The following is a 12869-nucleotide window of genomic DNA, read 5'->3' as shown; positions in this document are numbered from 1 at the left end:
CGTGAAGCTGGAAACCCTGCACGAACTCAATGCCGAGCGCGCCGCGCGGCGGCCGGTCATCCTCGTCACCGATACGGAGAGCGGTGAGCAGCGCCTGGTGAAAGCCAGGGACTTTGCGAAAGATCCGCTGCGCGCCGAGCTGGAAAAACAGCTCCGCACGGGCAAGAGCGGCAACGTCGAGGCCGGCGGCAAGAAGCTGTTCCTCAATGTCTACGCGCCGACCGCGAAGATGGTGATCGTCGGTGCCGTCCATATCAGCCAGGCGCTGGCGCCGATGGCGCGCTCGCTCGGCTACGACGTCACGGTGGTCGATCCCCGCACGGCCTTTGCGAGCCCCGAGCGGTTTCCGGATGTGCCGCTGATCGCGGAATGGCCTGACGTCGCGCTGCCGCCGCTCAACATCGACCACTACACTGCCTTCGTCGCGCTGACCCACGATCCCAAGATCGACGACCCCGCGCTGCTGCACGCCTTCGAGCGCGACTGCTTCTATATCGGGGCGCTCGGCTCGCGGAAGACGCATGCCAAGCGCGGGGACCGGCTGCGGGCGCAGGGCGCGAAGGACTCTGATATCGCCCGCATTCATGCGCCGGTCGGGCTTGCGATCGGCGCGGTCTCGCCGTCCGAGATCGCGGTGTCGATCATGGCAGAGATCACGGCGGTGCTTCGGCTACCTCCAAAAGAAAAAGAAGAAGCGGCATGAAGTTCGGCCCGGCGAGCCCCAAGGATGCGATCGGCGGGGTGACCGTCCACACCCTGCGCCAGGGTCCGCTGGTGCTGAAGAAGGGCACGACGATCGGGCCTGCCGAGGTCGAGGCGCTGACGCGCGCCGGCATCAAGGACATCGTCGTGGTGCGCATGGAGCAGGGCGACGTTTCCGAGGACGTCGCAGCCGCCAGCATTGCGGAGGCCGTCGGCGGCGAGGGCATTCATGTCGAGCGCGCCTTCACCGGTCGCGCCAATCTGTTCGCGGCGCGCCCGGGCGTTCTGGTGATCGACCGCGCTGCGGTCGACCGCATCAACAATGTCGACGAAGCCATTACCTTTGCGACGCTCTCCGCCTTCAAGCCGGTGGTCGAGGGCGAGATGGTCGGCACGGTCAAGATCATTCCGTTCGGCGTCGAAGGGAGTTTGCGCGATGCCGCGGTGAAGGCGGCGGGCCGCGACGTGCTGCGCGTTGCGCCTTACGTGATCAAGCGCGTCGGCGTCGTCTCGACGCTGCTGCCCGGACTGTCCTCCAAGGTCGTCGACAAGACGCTCCGCGTCACCGCCGAGCGGCTCGCGCCCGCGGGTGCGACCATTATCGCCGAGCGGCGGGTGCCGCATGAGGAGACGGCGCTGTCGGCTGCGATCAAGGAGCTGCTGGGACTCGGCGCCGAGCTCGTCATCGTGTTCGGGGCCTCCGCGATCGCCGATCGTCGCGACGTGATCCCGGCGGCAATCACCGAGATCGGCGGCGCGATCGAGCATTTCGGCATGCCCGTCGATCCCGGCAATCTGCTGCTGATCGGCCGCGCCGGCGCAGTGCCGGTGCTGGGCGCGCCGGGCTGTGCACGCTCGCCGGTCGAGAACGGCTTTGACTGGGTGCTGATGCGGTTACTCGCCGGCATCAAGGTCACGCGCGCCGAGCTGATGGGCATGGGCGTCGGCGGCCTCCTGATGGAGATCGTCACGCGGCCGCAGCCGCGTGCAAAACCCGAGACCGAAGGCAACAGCCGGGTCGCGGCGATCGTGCTCGCCGCCGGGCGCTCGACCCGGATGGGCGGGCCGAACAAGTTGCTCGCCGAGCTGGAGGGCAAGAAGCTGGTGCGGATCGCGACCGAACAGGTGCTGGCCTCGAAAGCGTCGGAGGTCATCGTCGTCACCGGCCATCAGGCCGAGCTGGTCGAGCAGGCACTCAGCGGCTTGAAGGTGAAGTTCGTCCGCAATCCGGATTTTGCCGGCGGCATCGCAAGTTCGGTCAAGGCCGGCATCGCGGTCGTGCCGGAGACCTGCGATGGCGCGCTGGTCTGCCTCGGCGACATGCCGCTGATCGATGCCGGTCTGATTGACCGCCTCATCGACAGCTTTGCGCCCGACCGCGGCAACCTGATCGCCGTGCCCGTGAGCGAAGGCCGCCGCGGCAATCCCGTGCTGTGGTCGCGCCGCTTCTTCAGCGAGTTGATGACGCTCGACGGCGACATCGGCGCACGGCACTTGATCGCCAAGCATGCGGAGGTGGTTGCCGAAGTGCCGGTCGACGGCGAGAGCGCCTTCCTCGACATCGACACGCCGCAGGCGCTGGAAGCGGCGAGACGCGTGTGACGCTGCCGTAGGGTGGGTTAGCCGAAGGCGTAACCCACCACTTCTCTCCACGCGGATCGCAAAGAGGTGGGTTACGCTTCTACGAAGTGGCGATTTCAACCACTCGTTCACCATCTGGAAACGACCGGCCGATAGAGTCTCCTCCGCCTGCCTCGGGGGAGGGGAATTTCCATGGCTTCGAACGTCGTCGCGCGCCGTTGCGCGATGTTTTTCTTTGGGCTGAGCGTTGCTGTGGCTGGGGCCCGCTACGTCACGGACGCGCACGCTGCCGGGGCCTTCGCGGTCGGCAGATGCGGCGCTTACGGCCATGCATATGACTTCCCCGGCGAAGCTGCGGCGCGCGCCGCGGCACAAAAGCAGTGCAAGGGCGACTGCACGACCGTGACCATGAAGCGCGCCTGCGCCGCCATGTCCGTCGATCTCGCCAACCCCTGCGGCGCTTATGGCTATGCCGTGAAGCCGAAGATCTCGACCACGCTCAACGCCGCCACGCGCGAATGCTACAAATATGGTGGCAAGGAATGCGTGATCCGCGCCTGGGCCTGCGACGCCAAGGGCTGAAGCCTGCATCGTCCGCAGTGGCTTGCGGTGGCTTGGCCGATCAGGCCTCCGCCTCGATCGACCAGGGTACCTTCGCCTTCACGAAATCCGACCACACTTTCCTAAGGCGCGGTTCGGTGCCGACCATCGCGTGTGCCTGCCAGCCGGCGATCGCGGCAGCCGCAGTGCTGCTCCCGGAAGACTCCGTACCGATCTCGGAGAGCAGCGACGCCGTCGTCGCCATGTCGTTGAAGAGACCGAGCTCGTGCTGCAACTCGGCCAGCCGGTCGGAGAAGCGTCTTGCCGACTTGCGCTGTCCGTAGAGCGGCAACAGGAAATCTGCGACATAGCGCAGCTTCTTCACGGCCAGCCGCAGGCAGTGCAGCTCTTCAGCCGTGAGCGACTTGAAGCGGCGGCCGCGCTTGAGCACCTTCGCATGCTGGGCGGACAGGATGCGCCGCGCGAAGTTCGTGGCGGGCTCTGCCAGTTGGCCCAGATGTTCCGGAACGACGTCGCTGCGCCAGCCGCGCGCTTCGATCCAGCCGCCGAGCCCGATCACGAAATACGCAGCCCGGCGGTCGGCCAGCGCCAGGCGCGCCTTATCGTAGGAGGCCGTCCGGCGTTGTTCTGCGGCTTCACCCAGCGCGTCGAAGCCGGCGATCGAGGGGCAGCCTTGCGCGACAGTGCGCAGCGTGTCCTGCTGGAAGACGTCCCACTCGCGTGCGGCTGATAGATTTTGCGACAGCCACTTTGCTTCTGCGCGCAGCAGGTCGAGCTTGCTCTCCGAGAGGACCGATTGCATCAGATGCATGGCGGATCGCAGGCGCCGCAGCGCGACGCGAAGCTGATGAATCCCTTCGGGATTGCGGCCGTCCTCGGCGGCGGGAAGCGACTGGAGGAGATGGAGGAGACAGGCGCGCAGGATCGCGGCAAAGGTCTCATCTAGGGAGGCCGATGGATCGAGGGACAGCTTGCGCGGCCTTCTCGCGGCGGGCGGGGTGTCGGCCGCGAGGTCAAATCCGCGCGCCGATTTGCTGCGGATGGATGGTCTCACCGGCCCATGCTCGGCGAGCCGCAGCGCAAGCTCGTAGATTGCCGACGGGCTGCCGGACTTGAGCTCCAGCTCGATCTCGCTGACCGCCATCGATCGATCGCCGGATTTCAAGACGCCCTGGTCGAAAGCGACCTCGACCGTGCCGGACGGCAAGTCGACGATGCGCTGGTGCCGGTGAATGTCTGTCGTGAAGACCGCCTCGAGCGGGCGTCGTTCGAAATCGGCCCGCAGCTTCTCCGGGATGAAGGGCAGTGCCAGCGCCAGGTCGGGCGCAGCGGAGGGCACGCTCGCTTCCCATTCGCCGCGCCGGAGCGGATCGTTTCCGGACTCGGCTTTCACGGTCTGCGTGAAACGTGCGCCGCTCTGGCGGACCCTGAAGCTCAATCCGTTGCGTTGAAGCGCACGCTTGGGCGTATCGTAGTAGACGGCCTTGAGGTGCTTTCGCGTGCCTTTGTTGCGCGCGTTTGCTGCGATGATGGGTGCATCGCTGAAACCGGCCAGCCGATTGGCCTCCACGAGCAGCTTGAGTTCGAGTTCGGTGGCGAGCGACGGAGCATCGCGAGGCGGAGAGATTTCCGGTGCGGGTGCCTCGGCATCAGCCTCATCAACACGAAGGTCTTGGGTCTGAGGGGGTGCGTTGCGAAACGTCTCGTTGGGGAAGAGCTCCCGGACGTTGGGCTCTAGCTTCGTGCCGGACGTGAGGGAGTCCTTGATCTTCTTTCCACCCTCCGCAGGAGCATGACCGTTGGGACTCGCAACGCTCGGCATGCTTTCGGCGGCTGGGTTCATCGCACCAGTTTCCGACATTTACGCTTGTGTGACAGTTTAATGACAGTGCGACACGTATACCCGACTCGATTCGCCGGGAGAAGCGCCACGAGGTTGAATCGAGCTTGAAATTTTCGAACTGTGAGAAATAGGTCAATTTCGATTACGTGCATACTCGAGCAGGCCACGAGTGAAGATTTTTCTTTCTCGGCATGCAATGCGTGGGAGAATTTATGCAGTTCGACACCAAGATCGCCGTCGTGATCCGCACCGACCTCCAGGCGTGGCAAAAGCTCAACGTTGCCTCTTTCCTCACCAGCGGCATCGCCGCGGCTTTTCCTGAATGCATCGGCGAGCCCTACGAGGACGCTTCGGGGACGAAATATCTCTCGCTGATCGGCCAGCCGATCCTGATCTATGGCGCCGATGGTCCGGCCTTGTCCCGCGCGCTTGATCGCGCGCTGTCGCGCAATGTCGCACCCGCGGTCTATACCGAGGACATGTTCGCGACCACGCATGATGCCGCCAATCGCGCGGCGGTGAAGGCGGTTGGGCGCGCCGATCTCAATCTTGTCGGCATCGCGATGCGCGCCGAACGCAAGGTGATCGATAAAATTGTCGATGGATTGAAGTTCCACAGCTGACGCTGCGAGCTCGCGCGAAGTCGTTGTCACCACGTTGTGATACCGGTGGTTCGCCATGCGCAAAGATTGTGCTGTTTGACGCCAATCAAGGGCGTGCCGCGCGCGGTCGCTAGTCTGCCTTTGCGCAAATGCAAAGGACTTTGCGCAAATGCAAAGGAGCAGACCGATGCCGACCATGAAAGCCGCTGTCGTCACCAGCTTTGGCAAGCCGCTCGAGATCAAGGATGTGCCGGTGCCGCAGCCGGGTCCGGGCGAGGTCCTGGTCAAGGTGAAGGCTTGTGGGGTCTGCCACACCGATCTGCATGCCGCCTCCGGTGACTGGCCGGTGAAGCCGGTTCCGCCCTTCATCCCCGGCCACGAGGTCGCCGGCACCGTTGCCGCGCTGGGAACCGGCGTCACCAATCTCAGGGTCGGTGATGCCGTCGGCGTCGCATGGCTGCACGATTCGTGCATGGCTTGCGAATATTGCGAGACCGGCTGGGAAACGCTGTGCGAGCACCAGCACAATACCGGCTACAGCGTGAATGGCGGCTTTGCCGAATACGTCGTCGCCTCTGGCGCGTTCGCGGCGAAGCTGCCGGCAAATATCGATTTTGCCGGCGTGGCGCCAATCCTTTGCGCCGGCGTAACGACCTACAAGGGACTGAAGGAGACCGAGGCGCGGCCCGGCGAGTGGGTGGTGATCTCGGGCGTTGGCGGGCTCGGCCATGTCGCGATCCAATACGCCAAGGCGATGGGGCTCAAGGTTGCCGCCATCGACATCGCCGAGGACAAGCTCGCGCTGGCGCGCACGACCGGCGCCGATCTCGCAGTCAACGCGCTGAATGCGGATGCCGTCGACAAGGTGCTGGCCGCGACCGGAGGAGGGGCGCATGGCGTGCTGGTGACGGCCGTCTCGACGGCCGCCTTCGCGCAGGCGCTGAAGATGGTGCGCCGGAAGGGCACCGTCAGCCTCGTCGGTCTGCCGCCCGGCGAATTCCCGACCCCGATCTTCGACGTCGTGCTCAAGCGCATCACGGTGCGCGGCTCGATCGTCGGCACCCGCAGGGATCTCGACGAGGCCATCGCCTTCGCGGCCGACGGGAAGGTCCACGCCGAGGTCACCAAGGTGCCGCTCGCTGAGATCAACACGGTGTTCGACAGGATGAAGGCCGGCAAGATCGACGGCCGCATGGTGCTCGATTTTGGCTAGCGCCGGCGTCTCACGCCGGCGGCATGGTTTCGAACTTCGGCAAGTTGGGGTCGAGGCGATCCCAGTCATGTCCGCGCGCTGCGTAAGTGACCACCTGCGGCTTGTAGCGGGCAGGCTCGTCGAGGCTCGTGGCGCGGATGGTGAAAATTTCGGGCATTGCGGCGAAGGTCATGTAGACCGGCAAGCCGCAGACGGAGCAGAAGGCGCGCGTCTTCACGTTGCCGCTGTCACCGACCATGTCCCATTGCTTGGCCCCGCCCGTCACCGTGACGCCGGCGCGCGCGAAGGTGAGGTATGAGCCGTGGCCGGTGCCGCTTTCACGTTGACAGTCCCGGCACTGGCAGTGGTTGGCGAAGAGGGGCTCGCCGGCAATCGAATAGCGGATCGCGCCGCAGGCGCAGCCGCCGGTATAGGGCTTGGTCATCGCGATATCTCCTGCTCACTCTTCGCCGCTGATCTCGCCGAGCTGGCGGACAACCTTCTTCCAGCCACCGCTCATGACGTTGTAGGCGGAGTCGTTCCTGGGCATGACGAAGCCCGCATGGACCAGGCGGATCCGTGTGCCTGCTTCGATGGGGGTGAGGGACCAGGTGACGACGGTATCGAGCGGCGCACCGTAGCCGGTGTTGCGTTCGTTGCCGCCCTTCCAGGCGTAGACGAGACGCCGGTTCGGCACGACCTCCAGAACCCGGCAATGGATCACGCCATCCCAGGCGCCGCCCGGGGTAGTCTGGAATGTGAAGGTCTTGCCTTCGATCGCTTCGAAGCCGGTCGGCGGCATCAGCCAGCGCGCGATCAACTGAGCGCTGGTCAGCGCCTTCCAGACCGTCGCGGTCGCGTGAGGGAAGACCTCGTCGATGACGATGTCCTGGGTTTGAACGTTGGAAGCGACAGCACTCACGGATCGATCTCCTTCAACAGGTCACGCAGATTCTGGAAGCGCTCGCGCCAGAAGACGCCGTAGTGATCCATCCATTCGACCAGAGGCTCGAGCCCCTGCGGCGCGGCGCGGTAATAGACGTTGCGGCCCTCCGCGCGCTCGGCGACGAGGCCAGCTTGCTTTAGGGACTTCAGGTGTTGCGAGATCGCGCCCTGAGTCACGCCGCTGCCGCGCGTCAGCTCCGCGACGCTGATCTCCTTGTTCTCGAAGACGCGCTCGAACACGGCGCGGCGAGTCGGATCAGCGAGAGCGCGCATGACGGTGGTGACGGGGTTTGAGACGGCTTCGAGCATGGTCATTCAATTAGCAATGGCTAATGCATTAGTCAACGCTAATTTGTTTCGATATCTCAAGCGCGGATTGATCGCTTGACTTTGACTGACCGGTCAGTCATATATTGCATATGACAAAGAAGCCAAGCAAACCCGCCATGCCATCCGCAGTCCGCGCCAAAGGCCGTGCGCTCGAAGCCAGCGAAGAAGCTGCCGCTCCCGGATCAAGTCGCGCCGCGCGCGCGGCGGAGCGGCGTGCGGCGATCGTGGAGGCGGCTCTGGAAGAGTTCATCGCGCGCGGTTTTGCGGCGACGCGGCTCGACGACATCGCCAAGCGCGCAGGTGTGGCCAAGGGCACGATCTATCTGCATTTCAAGGACAAGGAATCCATGTTCGAGGAACTGGTGCGCATCGTGATCGTGCCGGTGGTCGAGCGGCTCACCACACTGCCGCCGCCGACCGGCTCGGTGCGCGACCTCGTCGAGGCCTTTGCCTCCAATTTCCTGAAGGAGGTTGCGAACACCAGGCGTGGCGATCTCGTGCGCCTGATCGTGGCGGAGGGGCCGCGTTTTCCGGCCGTGGCCGACTTCTACTACCGCGAGGTCGTCTCTCGCGGGATGGCCGGCATGCGCGCGCTGATCGAGCTCGGCATCGCCCGCGGCGAGATTCAGCAAAAGAACCTGGCGCGTTTTCCGCAGATCCTGGTCGCGCCCGCCCTGATCGCGGTGATCTGGCAGAGCCTGTTTGCGCGGCACTTCCCGCTCGACGCTCAGGAGATGCTGCGTGTCCATCTTGATTTGATTTTTGGCGAACGGAGGACGACATGAGGTCGTCGCAAGTCATTTTCCGCGCGGCATTGGCCGTTGCTCTCACCATTGGGCTGGCCGCCTGCAAGGACAACCGCGATCCCGGCTTCCAGGGTTGGGTCGAGGCCGACATGATCTTCGTCAGCCCCGATGAGGCCGGCCGCGTCACCAAGCTCAACGTCCGCGAGGGCGACGAGGTGAAGGTCGGCGATGCCCTTTACTCGGTCGACGACGATCTCCAGCTTGCCGACCTCAATCAAACCAAGGCGACGCTGGCGAACGCGCAGCAGACCCATGATCGTGCGGAGTCACTTAGAAAGACCGGCTCCGGGACGCAGGCGACGCTCGATTCTGCCGTCTCGGACCTGCGGGTCGCCCAGGCGCGCGTGGCAACCTCGGAGACGCGGCTTGCGCGGCGGAAAGGTTTTGCCCCGGTCGCCGGCACGATCCAGCAGATCTATTTCCGCGAGGGCGAGATGGTGGCGGCGCAGCGGCCGGTGCTCTCGATCATGCCGCCCGGCAACATGAAGCTGCGCTTCTTCGTGCCGGAGACCGAACTGCCAAAGCTTGCGATCGGCGATCAGGTGCGGGTCGTCTGCGACAATTGCGCGGCCGACCTCACCGCGAAGATCTATTTCATCGCGACCACGGCCGAATACACACCGCCGGTGATCTACAGCCTCGATGAGCGCAACAAGCTCGTCTATCTGATCCAGGCGCGGCCCTCGCGGCCCGATGCGCTGCGGGTGGGCCAGCCGATCGACGTCTATCTCAATCCCAAGACTTCTGAAATCAAGACTCCAGTAGCGGACAAGCGATGAACGGGACAGCCGGCAACGGTATCGCGATCGACGTCAAAGGGCTGACAAAGTCCTTTGGCGGCCGCGAGGTCGTGCATGACCTGTCGATGCAGGTGAAGCGCGGCTCGATCTACGGGTTTCTCGGTCCCAACGGCTCCGGCAAGACCACGACCATCCGCATGCTCTGCGGGCTCTTGACGCCCGACAGCGGCGAGGGCACTTGCCTGGGCTACGACATCAGGCGCGACGCCGAGCGCATCAAGCGCCAGGTCGGCTACATGACCCAGCGCTTCAGCCTGTATCAGGATCTTTCGGTGCGCGAGAATCTGGAGTTCGTCGCGCGGCTCTACGGCATGCGCGATGCGCGCGGCGCGGCAGCCGAGATGATCAAGCGGCTCGGTCTCTCCGGACGCGAGGAGCAGCTTGCGGGCGAGCTCTCCGGTGGCTGGAAGCAGCGGCTGGCGTTAGGGGCGTGCACGCTGCCCAATCCGCAGCTCCTGCTGCTGGACGAGCCGACTGCCGGCGTCGATCCGAAGGCGCGGCGCGACTTCTGGAACGAGATTCATGCGCTAGCCGCCGAAGGTCTCACCGTTCTGGTTTCCACCCACTACATGGACGAGGCCGAGCGCTGCCACGAGATCGCGTACATCGCCTATGGGCATCTCCTGACGCACGGTACCGTGGATGAGGTGATCGCAAAATCTGCGCTCACCACCTACACCGTCACCGGCGATGATTTAAACGGCCTCGCCGCCGAGCTCACCGGCAAGCCCGGCGTCGACATGGTCGCGCCGTTCGGCACCTCGCTGCATGTCTCGGGCCGCGATGTCACCGCGCTCGAGACCAGCATCGCGCCTTGGCGCGACAAGGGCGGCCTGCACTGGCAGAAGTCGCATCCCTCGCTCGAAGACGTCTTCATCGAACTCATGAACCGCTCGAAGGACAATTTCCAATGAGCGCTACAGACATATCAGATCACGGTCACGACATCCGCGAGCGCTTCGGCTTCTGGCGACGCTCCTATGCGATGGTCGTGAAGGAGTTCATCCAGCTCCGGCGCGACCGCGTCTCTTTCGCGATGATCGTGATGATCCCGGTGATGCAGCTCCTGTTGTTCGGCTTCGCCATCAACACAACGCCGCACAATCTGCCGAGCGCCGTCCTGCTCCAGGAGGACAGCGATCTTGCCCGCTCGGTGCTGAAGGCGCTGGAGAACACCGCCTATTTCCGTTTCACCCGCGAGGTGCACGACGTCGACGAGTTCGACAATCTCCTGAAGTCCGGCAAGGTGCTGTTCGGCGTCGAGATCCCCCGCGGTTTTGAGCGGGCAGTGCGGCGTGGCGACAAGCCGGCGCTGCTGGTCGCAGCCGACGCGACCGATCCGGTCGCGGCAAGCGCCGCGCTCGGCTCGCTCGGCATGGTCGTGCAGACAGCGCTCCAGCACGATCTCTATATCGGCGATCCCCCGGAAATGCCGTTCGAGATCCGCGCGCACGCCCGCTACAATCCGGCCGCGTCCTCGCGGCTCAACATCGTGCCGGGGCTGGTCGGCACCATCCTGACCATGACCATGCTGATCTTCACTGCGCTGTCGGTGACGCGCGAAATCGAGCGCGGCACCATGGAGAGCCTGTTATCGATGCCGATCAAGCCGGTCGAGGTGATGTTCGGCAAGATCGTCCCCTACGTGCTGGTCGGCTTCATCCAGGCCTTCCTGATTCTTTCGATCGGCGTGTTGCTGTTCGGCGTGCCCGTGCTCGGCAGCCTCACCCTGTTGGCGCTGCTCTCGACACTGTTCATCACCACGAATCTCGCGATCGGCTATACCTTCTCGACGATCGCGCAGAATCAACTGCAGGCGATGCAGATGTCGCTGATGTTCTTCCTGCCGAGCATTTTGCTGTCCGGCTTCATGTTCCCGTTCGCGGGAATGCCGGTCTGGGCGCAATATCTCGGCGAGGGCCTGCCGCTAACGCATTATGTGCGTATCGTCCGCGCCATCATGCTCAAGGGCGCGACTGTCCAGAACCTGCAATATGACACGTTGGCGCTGGCGGCCCTCATGCTGGTCGCCATGATCATCGCCGTGACGCGCTTCCGCCGCACGCTCGATTGAGGCAAAATGCCCCGCAACGACGAGGGGCGCGATGGTCAGTTTTGCAAGCAGGGCAGCCGGGCAGAAAGCCGCGATATCGGCGGATTTCGAGCACGAGCTGGCGCGCGAGGTGCTGCGGACCGAGCTGATGCGGGTCAAGGCGCTGATCGTGACGGGATGCGTCATGATCCTGTTCATCACTGCTATGTACCTGGTCGCCCCCAGCGTCGTGGACCGGGTCTGGCACGGGACGTCTGGGCTGATCGAGGTCTACGGCCTGCTGATCGGGTTTGTCCTGTTCGAGGTCTGGGTTCAGTCCCAGATCAGGCGAAATCTCAGGCTCGATCGGGATGTGCCGGTGGTCAGGCGGTACATCGGGACACTGATCGAGACCTCGCTCCCGACGGTTATCCTCGTCCTGGAAATCCGGAGCATGGGGGCGATCCCGGCACTCGGTTTTGCCGTGCCTCTGGTCTACTTCATCTTCATCATTCTCTCGACGCTGCGCCTCGATTTCTGGTTGTCGGCCTTCACGGGTTTCGTGGCGGCGGCCCAGCTTCTCGCAGTCGCACTCTATTTTGATCCCGTCAGCGGCGCCGGCGAGCCTCAGGCTTACTTCCACGCAGTGCGCAGCTGCATCATCCTGATCTGCGGCGTGCTGGCAGGCTCGGTCGGCGCGCAATTGCGTCGGCAGTTTGCCGCGAGCATTGCTGCCGCCACCGCGCGCGATAGGGTGACGAACCTGTTCGGCCAGCACGTCTCGCCGCAGGTCGTCGAGCGCCTGATGGCGGAGGGCACCAGTGCCGGCGGCGACATCAGGCGCGTCGCGGTGATGTTCGTCGATTTCCGCGGCTTCACCGCGGGCGCACGCTCGCGCTCGCCGCAGGACGTGGTCGACCGGCTCGACGGCGCCTTCGCCGTGCTGGTCGACATCCTCGACCGCCACGGCGGCATCGTGAACAAGTTTCTGGGTGACGGCTTTCTCGCACTGTTCGGCGCGCCGCTGGCGGCGGCCGACGCTGCGCACCGGGCGGTGGCCGCCGGCCGCGAGATGCTCGCCGCGATGGACCGCATCAACGCACAATCGAGCTGGCCGCTGCGGATCGGCATCGGCATCCATTTCGGCGAGGTCGTCGCCGGCAATATCGGCTCGCCCCGGCGCAAGGAGTACACGGTGATCGGAGACACCGTGAACTTCGCTTCAAGGCTGGAGGCTCTGAACAAGGATTTTGGATCGCAGCTCCTGATTTCGGAGTCTGTGCGCGACGCCTTGGGTGACGATGGTGAGGACGCGGTTGCGCTCGGCGAGGTCGAGGTGCGCGGCTATGAGCGGCCGATGGCGGTGTTTCAACTGGGGTAGGGCGCTCCGCTGATGATGCCGTCATTCCGGGGCGCCCGAAGGGCGAACCCGGAATCTCGAGATTCCGGGTTCGGCTCTTCGAGCCGCCCCGGAA

General features: G+C 64.6%; 14 protein-coding genes. 10 read left to right on the top strand and 4 right to left on the bottom strand.

Annotated features, from left to right (window positions below; translation table 11 throughout):
• Position 1 precedes the first annotated feature (1 nt).
• The 3 genes from YUU_RS0127710 (at position 2) to YUU_RS0127700 (ending at position 2865) form a co-directional block, all read left to right on the top strand.
• Positions 2–703, top strand: a complete 702-nt coding sequence (locus YUU_RS0127710) for an XdhC family protein (protein WP_027525320.1) — start codon at positions 2–4, stop codon at positions 701–703.
• A complete protein-coding gene (locus YUU_RS0127705) occupies positions 700–2304 on the top strand; it encodes an NTP transferase domain-containing protein (RefSeq protein WP_027525319.1) in 1605 nt (534 codons plus the stop codon). Before YUU_RS0127710 ends, YUU_RS0127705 begins: the two co-directional genes overlap by 4 nt.
• Before the next feature lie 171 nt (positions 2305–2475).
• Complete coding sequence (locus YUU_RS0127700; RefSeq protein ID WP_027525318.1) at positions 2476–2865, top strand: DUF4189 domain-containing protein; 390 nt, start codon at positions 2476–2478, stop codon at positions 2863–2865.
• A gap of 40 nt (positions 2866–2905) precedes the next feature.
• Here YUU_RS0127700 and YUU_RS0127695 read toward each other — a convergent pair whose 3' ends face one another.
• Positions 2906–4687 (bottom strand): CYTH and CHAD domain-containing protein, encoded by a 1782-nt coding sequence (locus YUU_RS0127695; RefSeq protein WP_051389912.1) that lies wholly within the window; start codon positions 4685–4687, stop codon positions 2906–2908.
• Positions 4688–4899: 212 nt separating this feature from the next.
• On the opposite strand from YUU_RS0127695, the gene YUU_RS0127690 reads away from it, so the two are divergent.
• Together YUU_RS0127690 and adhP are read left to right on the top strand one after the other, a co-directional pair.
• On the top strand, positions 4900–5310 hold the full coding sequence (locus YUU_RS0127690) for a DUF2000 family protein (protein WP_027525316.1): 411 nt from the start codon (positions 4900–4902) through the stop codon (positions 5308–5310).
• A gap of 166 nt (positions 5311–5476) precedes the next feature.
• Positions 5477–6502 (top strand): alcohol dehydrogenase AdhP, encoded by a 1026-nt coding sequence (gene adhP, locus YUU_RS0127685; protein WP_027525315.1) that lies wholly within the window; start codon positions 5477–5479, stop codon positions 6500–6502.
• A 10-nt stretch (positions 6503–6512) separates the two neighbouring features.
• On the opposite strand, the gene YUU_RS0127680 is transcribed toward adhP, so the two are convergent.
• From YUU_RS0127680 to YUU_RS0127670, 3 genes are read right to left on the bottom strand one after another with little or no spacing between them, the layout of a single operon-like run.
• Complete coding sequence (locus YUU_RS0127680) at positions 6513–6926, bottom strand: GFA family protein (RefSeq protein WP_027525314.1); 414 nt, start codon at positions 6924–6926, stop codon at positions 6513–6515.
• Between the two features lie 15 nt (positions 6927–6941).
• Positions 6942–7403 (bottom strand): SRPBCC domain-containing protein, encoded by a 462-nt coding sequence (locus YUU_RS0127675; RefSeq protein WP_027525313.1) that lies wholly within the window; start codon positions 7401–7403, stop codon positions 6942–6944.
• A complete protein-coding gene (locus tag YUU_RS0127670; RefSeq protein WP_027525312.1) occupies positions 7400–7735 on the bottom strand; it encodes a helix-turn-helix transcriptional regulator in 336 nt (111 codons plus the stop codon). The genes YUU_RS0127675 and YUU_RS0127670 overlap by 4 nt, the downstream gene beginning before the upstream one ends.
• 110 nt (positions 7736–7845) lie before the next feature.
• Here YUU_RS0127670 and YUU_RS51865 point away from each other — a divergent pair, with 110 nt between their 5' ends.
• Genes YUU_RS51865 through YUU_RS0127645 form a run of 5 tightly spaced genes read left to right on the top strand, consistent with a single transcriptional unit; the run spans position 7846 to position 12775 of the window.
• Positions 7846–8541 carry a TetR/AcrR family transcriptional regulator gene (locus YUU_RS51865; RefSeq protein WP_027525311.1) on the top strand — a complete coding sequence of 232 codons (696 nt, stop codon included), beginning with the start codon at positions 7846–7848 and terminating at the stop codon, positions 8539–8541.
• The gene (locus YUU_RS0127660) at positions 8538–9341 is read left to right on the top strand and encodes an HlyD family secretion protein (RefSeq protein WP_027525310.1); all 804 of its coding nucleotides are present in this window, start codon (positions 8538–8540) and stop codon (positions 9339–9341) included. The genes YUU_RS51865 and YUU_RS0127660 overlap by 4 nt, the downstream gene beginning before the upstream one ends.
• Positions 9338–10276: an ABC transporter ATP-binding protein gene (locus YUU_RS0127655; RefSeq protein ID WP_027525309.1), complete on the top strand. Its 939-nt coding sequence runs from the start codon at positions 9338–9340 to the stop codon at positions 10274–10276. The genes YUU_RS0127660 and YUU_RS0127655 overlap by 4 nt, the downstream gene beginning before the upstream one ends.
• Positions 10273–11436, top strand: coding sequence for an ABC transporter permease (locus YUU_RS0127650; RefSeq protein ID WP_027525308.1), 1164 nt, complete (start codon positions 10273–10275; stop codon positions 11434–11436). The genes YUU_RS0127655 and YUU_RS0127650 overlap by 4 nt, the downstream gene beginning before the upstream one ends.
• Positions 11437–11467: 31 nt before the next feature.
• Entirely contained in the window at positions 11468–12775 is a 1308-nt protein-coding gene (locus tag YUU_RS0127645) for an adenylate/guanylate cyclase domain-containing protein (RefSeq protein WP_027525307.1), read from the top strand.
• Positions 12776–12869 lie beyond the last annotated feature (94 nt).

It is taken from the genome of Bradyrhizobium sp. Ec3.3 (assembly GCF_000472925.1).
GTDB lineage: Bacteria > Pseudomonadota > Alphaproteobacteria > Rhizobiales > Xanthobacteraceae > Bradyrhizobium.
This window is presented reverse-complemented; position numbering and strand designations above follow the sequence as displayed.

Bases quoted from the DNA above. Each gene is read 5' to 3' on its own strand.
- YUU_RS0127660 (WP_027525310.1), top strand. From the start codon at position 8,538: ATGAGGTCGTCGCAAGTCATTTTCCGCGCGGCATTGGCCGTTGCTCTC.
- adhP (WP_027525315.1), top strand. From the start codon at position 5,477: ATGCCGACCATGAAAGCCGCTGTCGTCACCAGCTTTGGCAAGCCGCTC.
- YUU_RS51865 (WP_027525311.1), top strand. From the start codon at position 7,846: ATGACAAAGAAGCCAAGCAAACCCGCCATGCCATCCGCAGTCCGCGCC.
- YUU_RS0127655 (WP_027525309.1), top strand. From the start codon at position 9,338: ATGAACGGGACAGCCGGCAACGGTATCGCGATCGACGTCAAAGGGCTG.
- YUU_RS0127690 (WP_027525316.1), top strand. From the start codon at position 4,900: ATGCAGTTCGACACCAAGATCGCCGTCGTGATCCGCACCGACCTCCAG.
- YUU_RS0127645 (WP_027525307.1), top strand. From the start codon at position 11,468: ATGGTCAGTTTTGCAAGCAGGGCAGCCGGGCAGAAAGCCGCGATATCG.
- YUU_RS0127670 (WP_027525312.1), bottom strand. From the start codon at position 7,735: ATGCTCGAAGCCGTCTCAAACCCCGTCACCACCGTCATGCGCGCTCTC.
- YUU_RS0127650 (WP_027525308.1), top strand. From the start codon at position 10,273: ATGAGCGCTACAGACATATCAGATCACGGTCACGACATCCGCGAGCGC.
- YUU_RS0127695 (WP_051389912.1), bottom strand. From the start codon at position 4,687: ATGAACCCAGCCGCCGAAAGCATGCCGAGCGTTGCGAGTCCCAACGGT.
- YUU_RS0127705 (WP_027525319.1), top strand. From the start codon at position 700: ATGAAGTTCGGCCCGGCGAGCCCCAAGGATGCGATCGGCGGGGTGACC.
- YUU_RS0127680 (WP_027525314.1), bottom strand. From the start codon at position 6,926: ATGACCAAGCCCTATACCGGCGGCTGCGCCTGCGGCGCGATCCGCTAT.
- YUU_RS0127700 (WP_027525318.1), top strand. From the start codon at position 2,476: ATGGCTTCGAACGTCGTCGCGCGCCGTTGCGCGATGTTTTTCTTTGGG.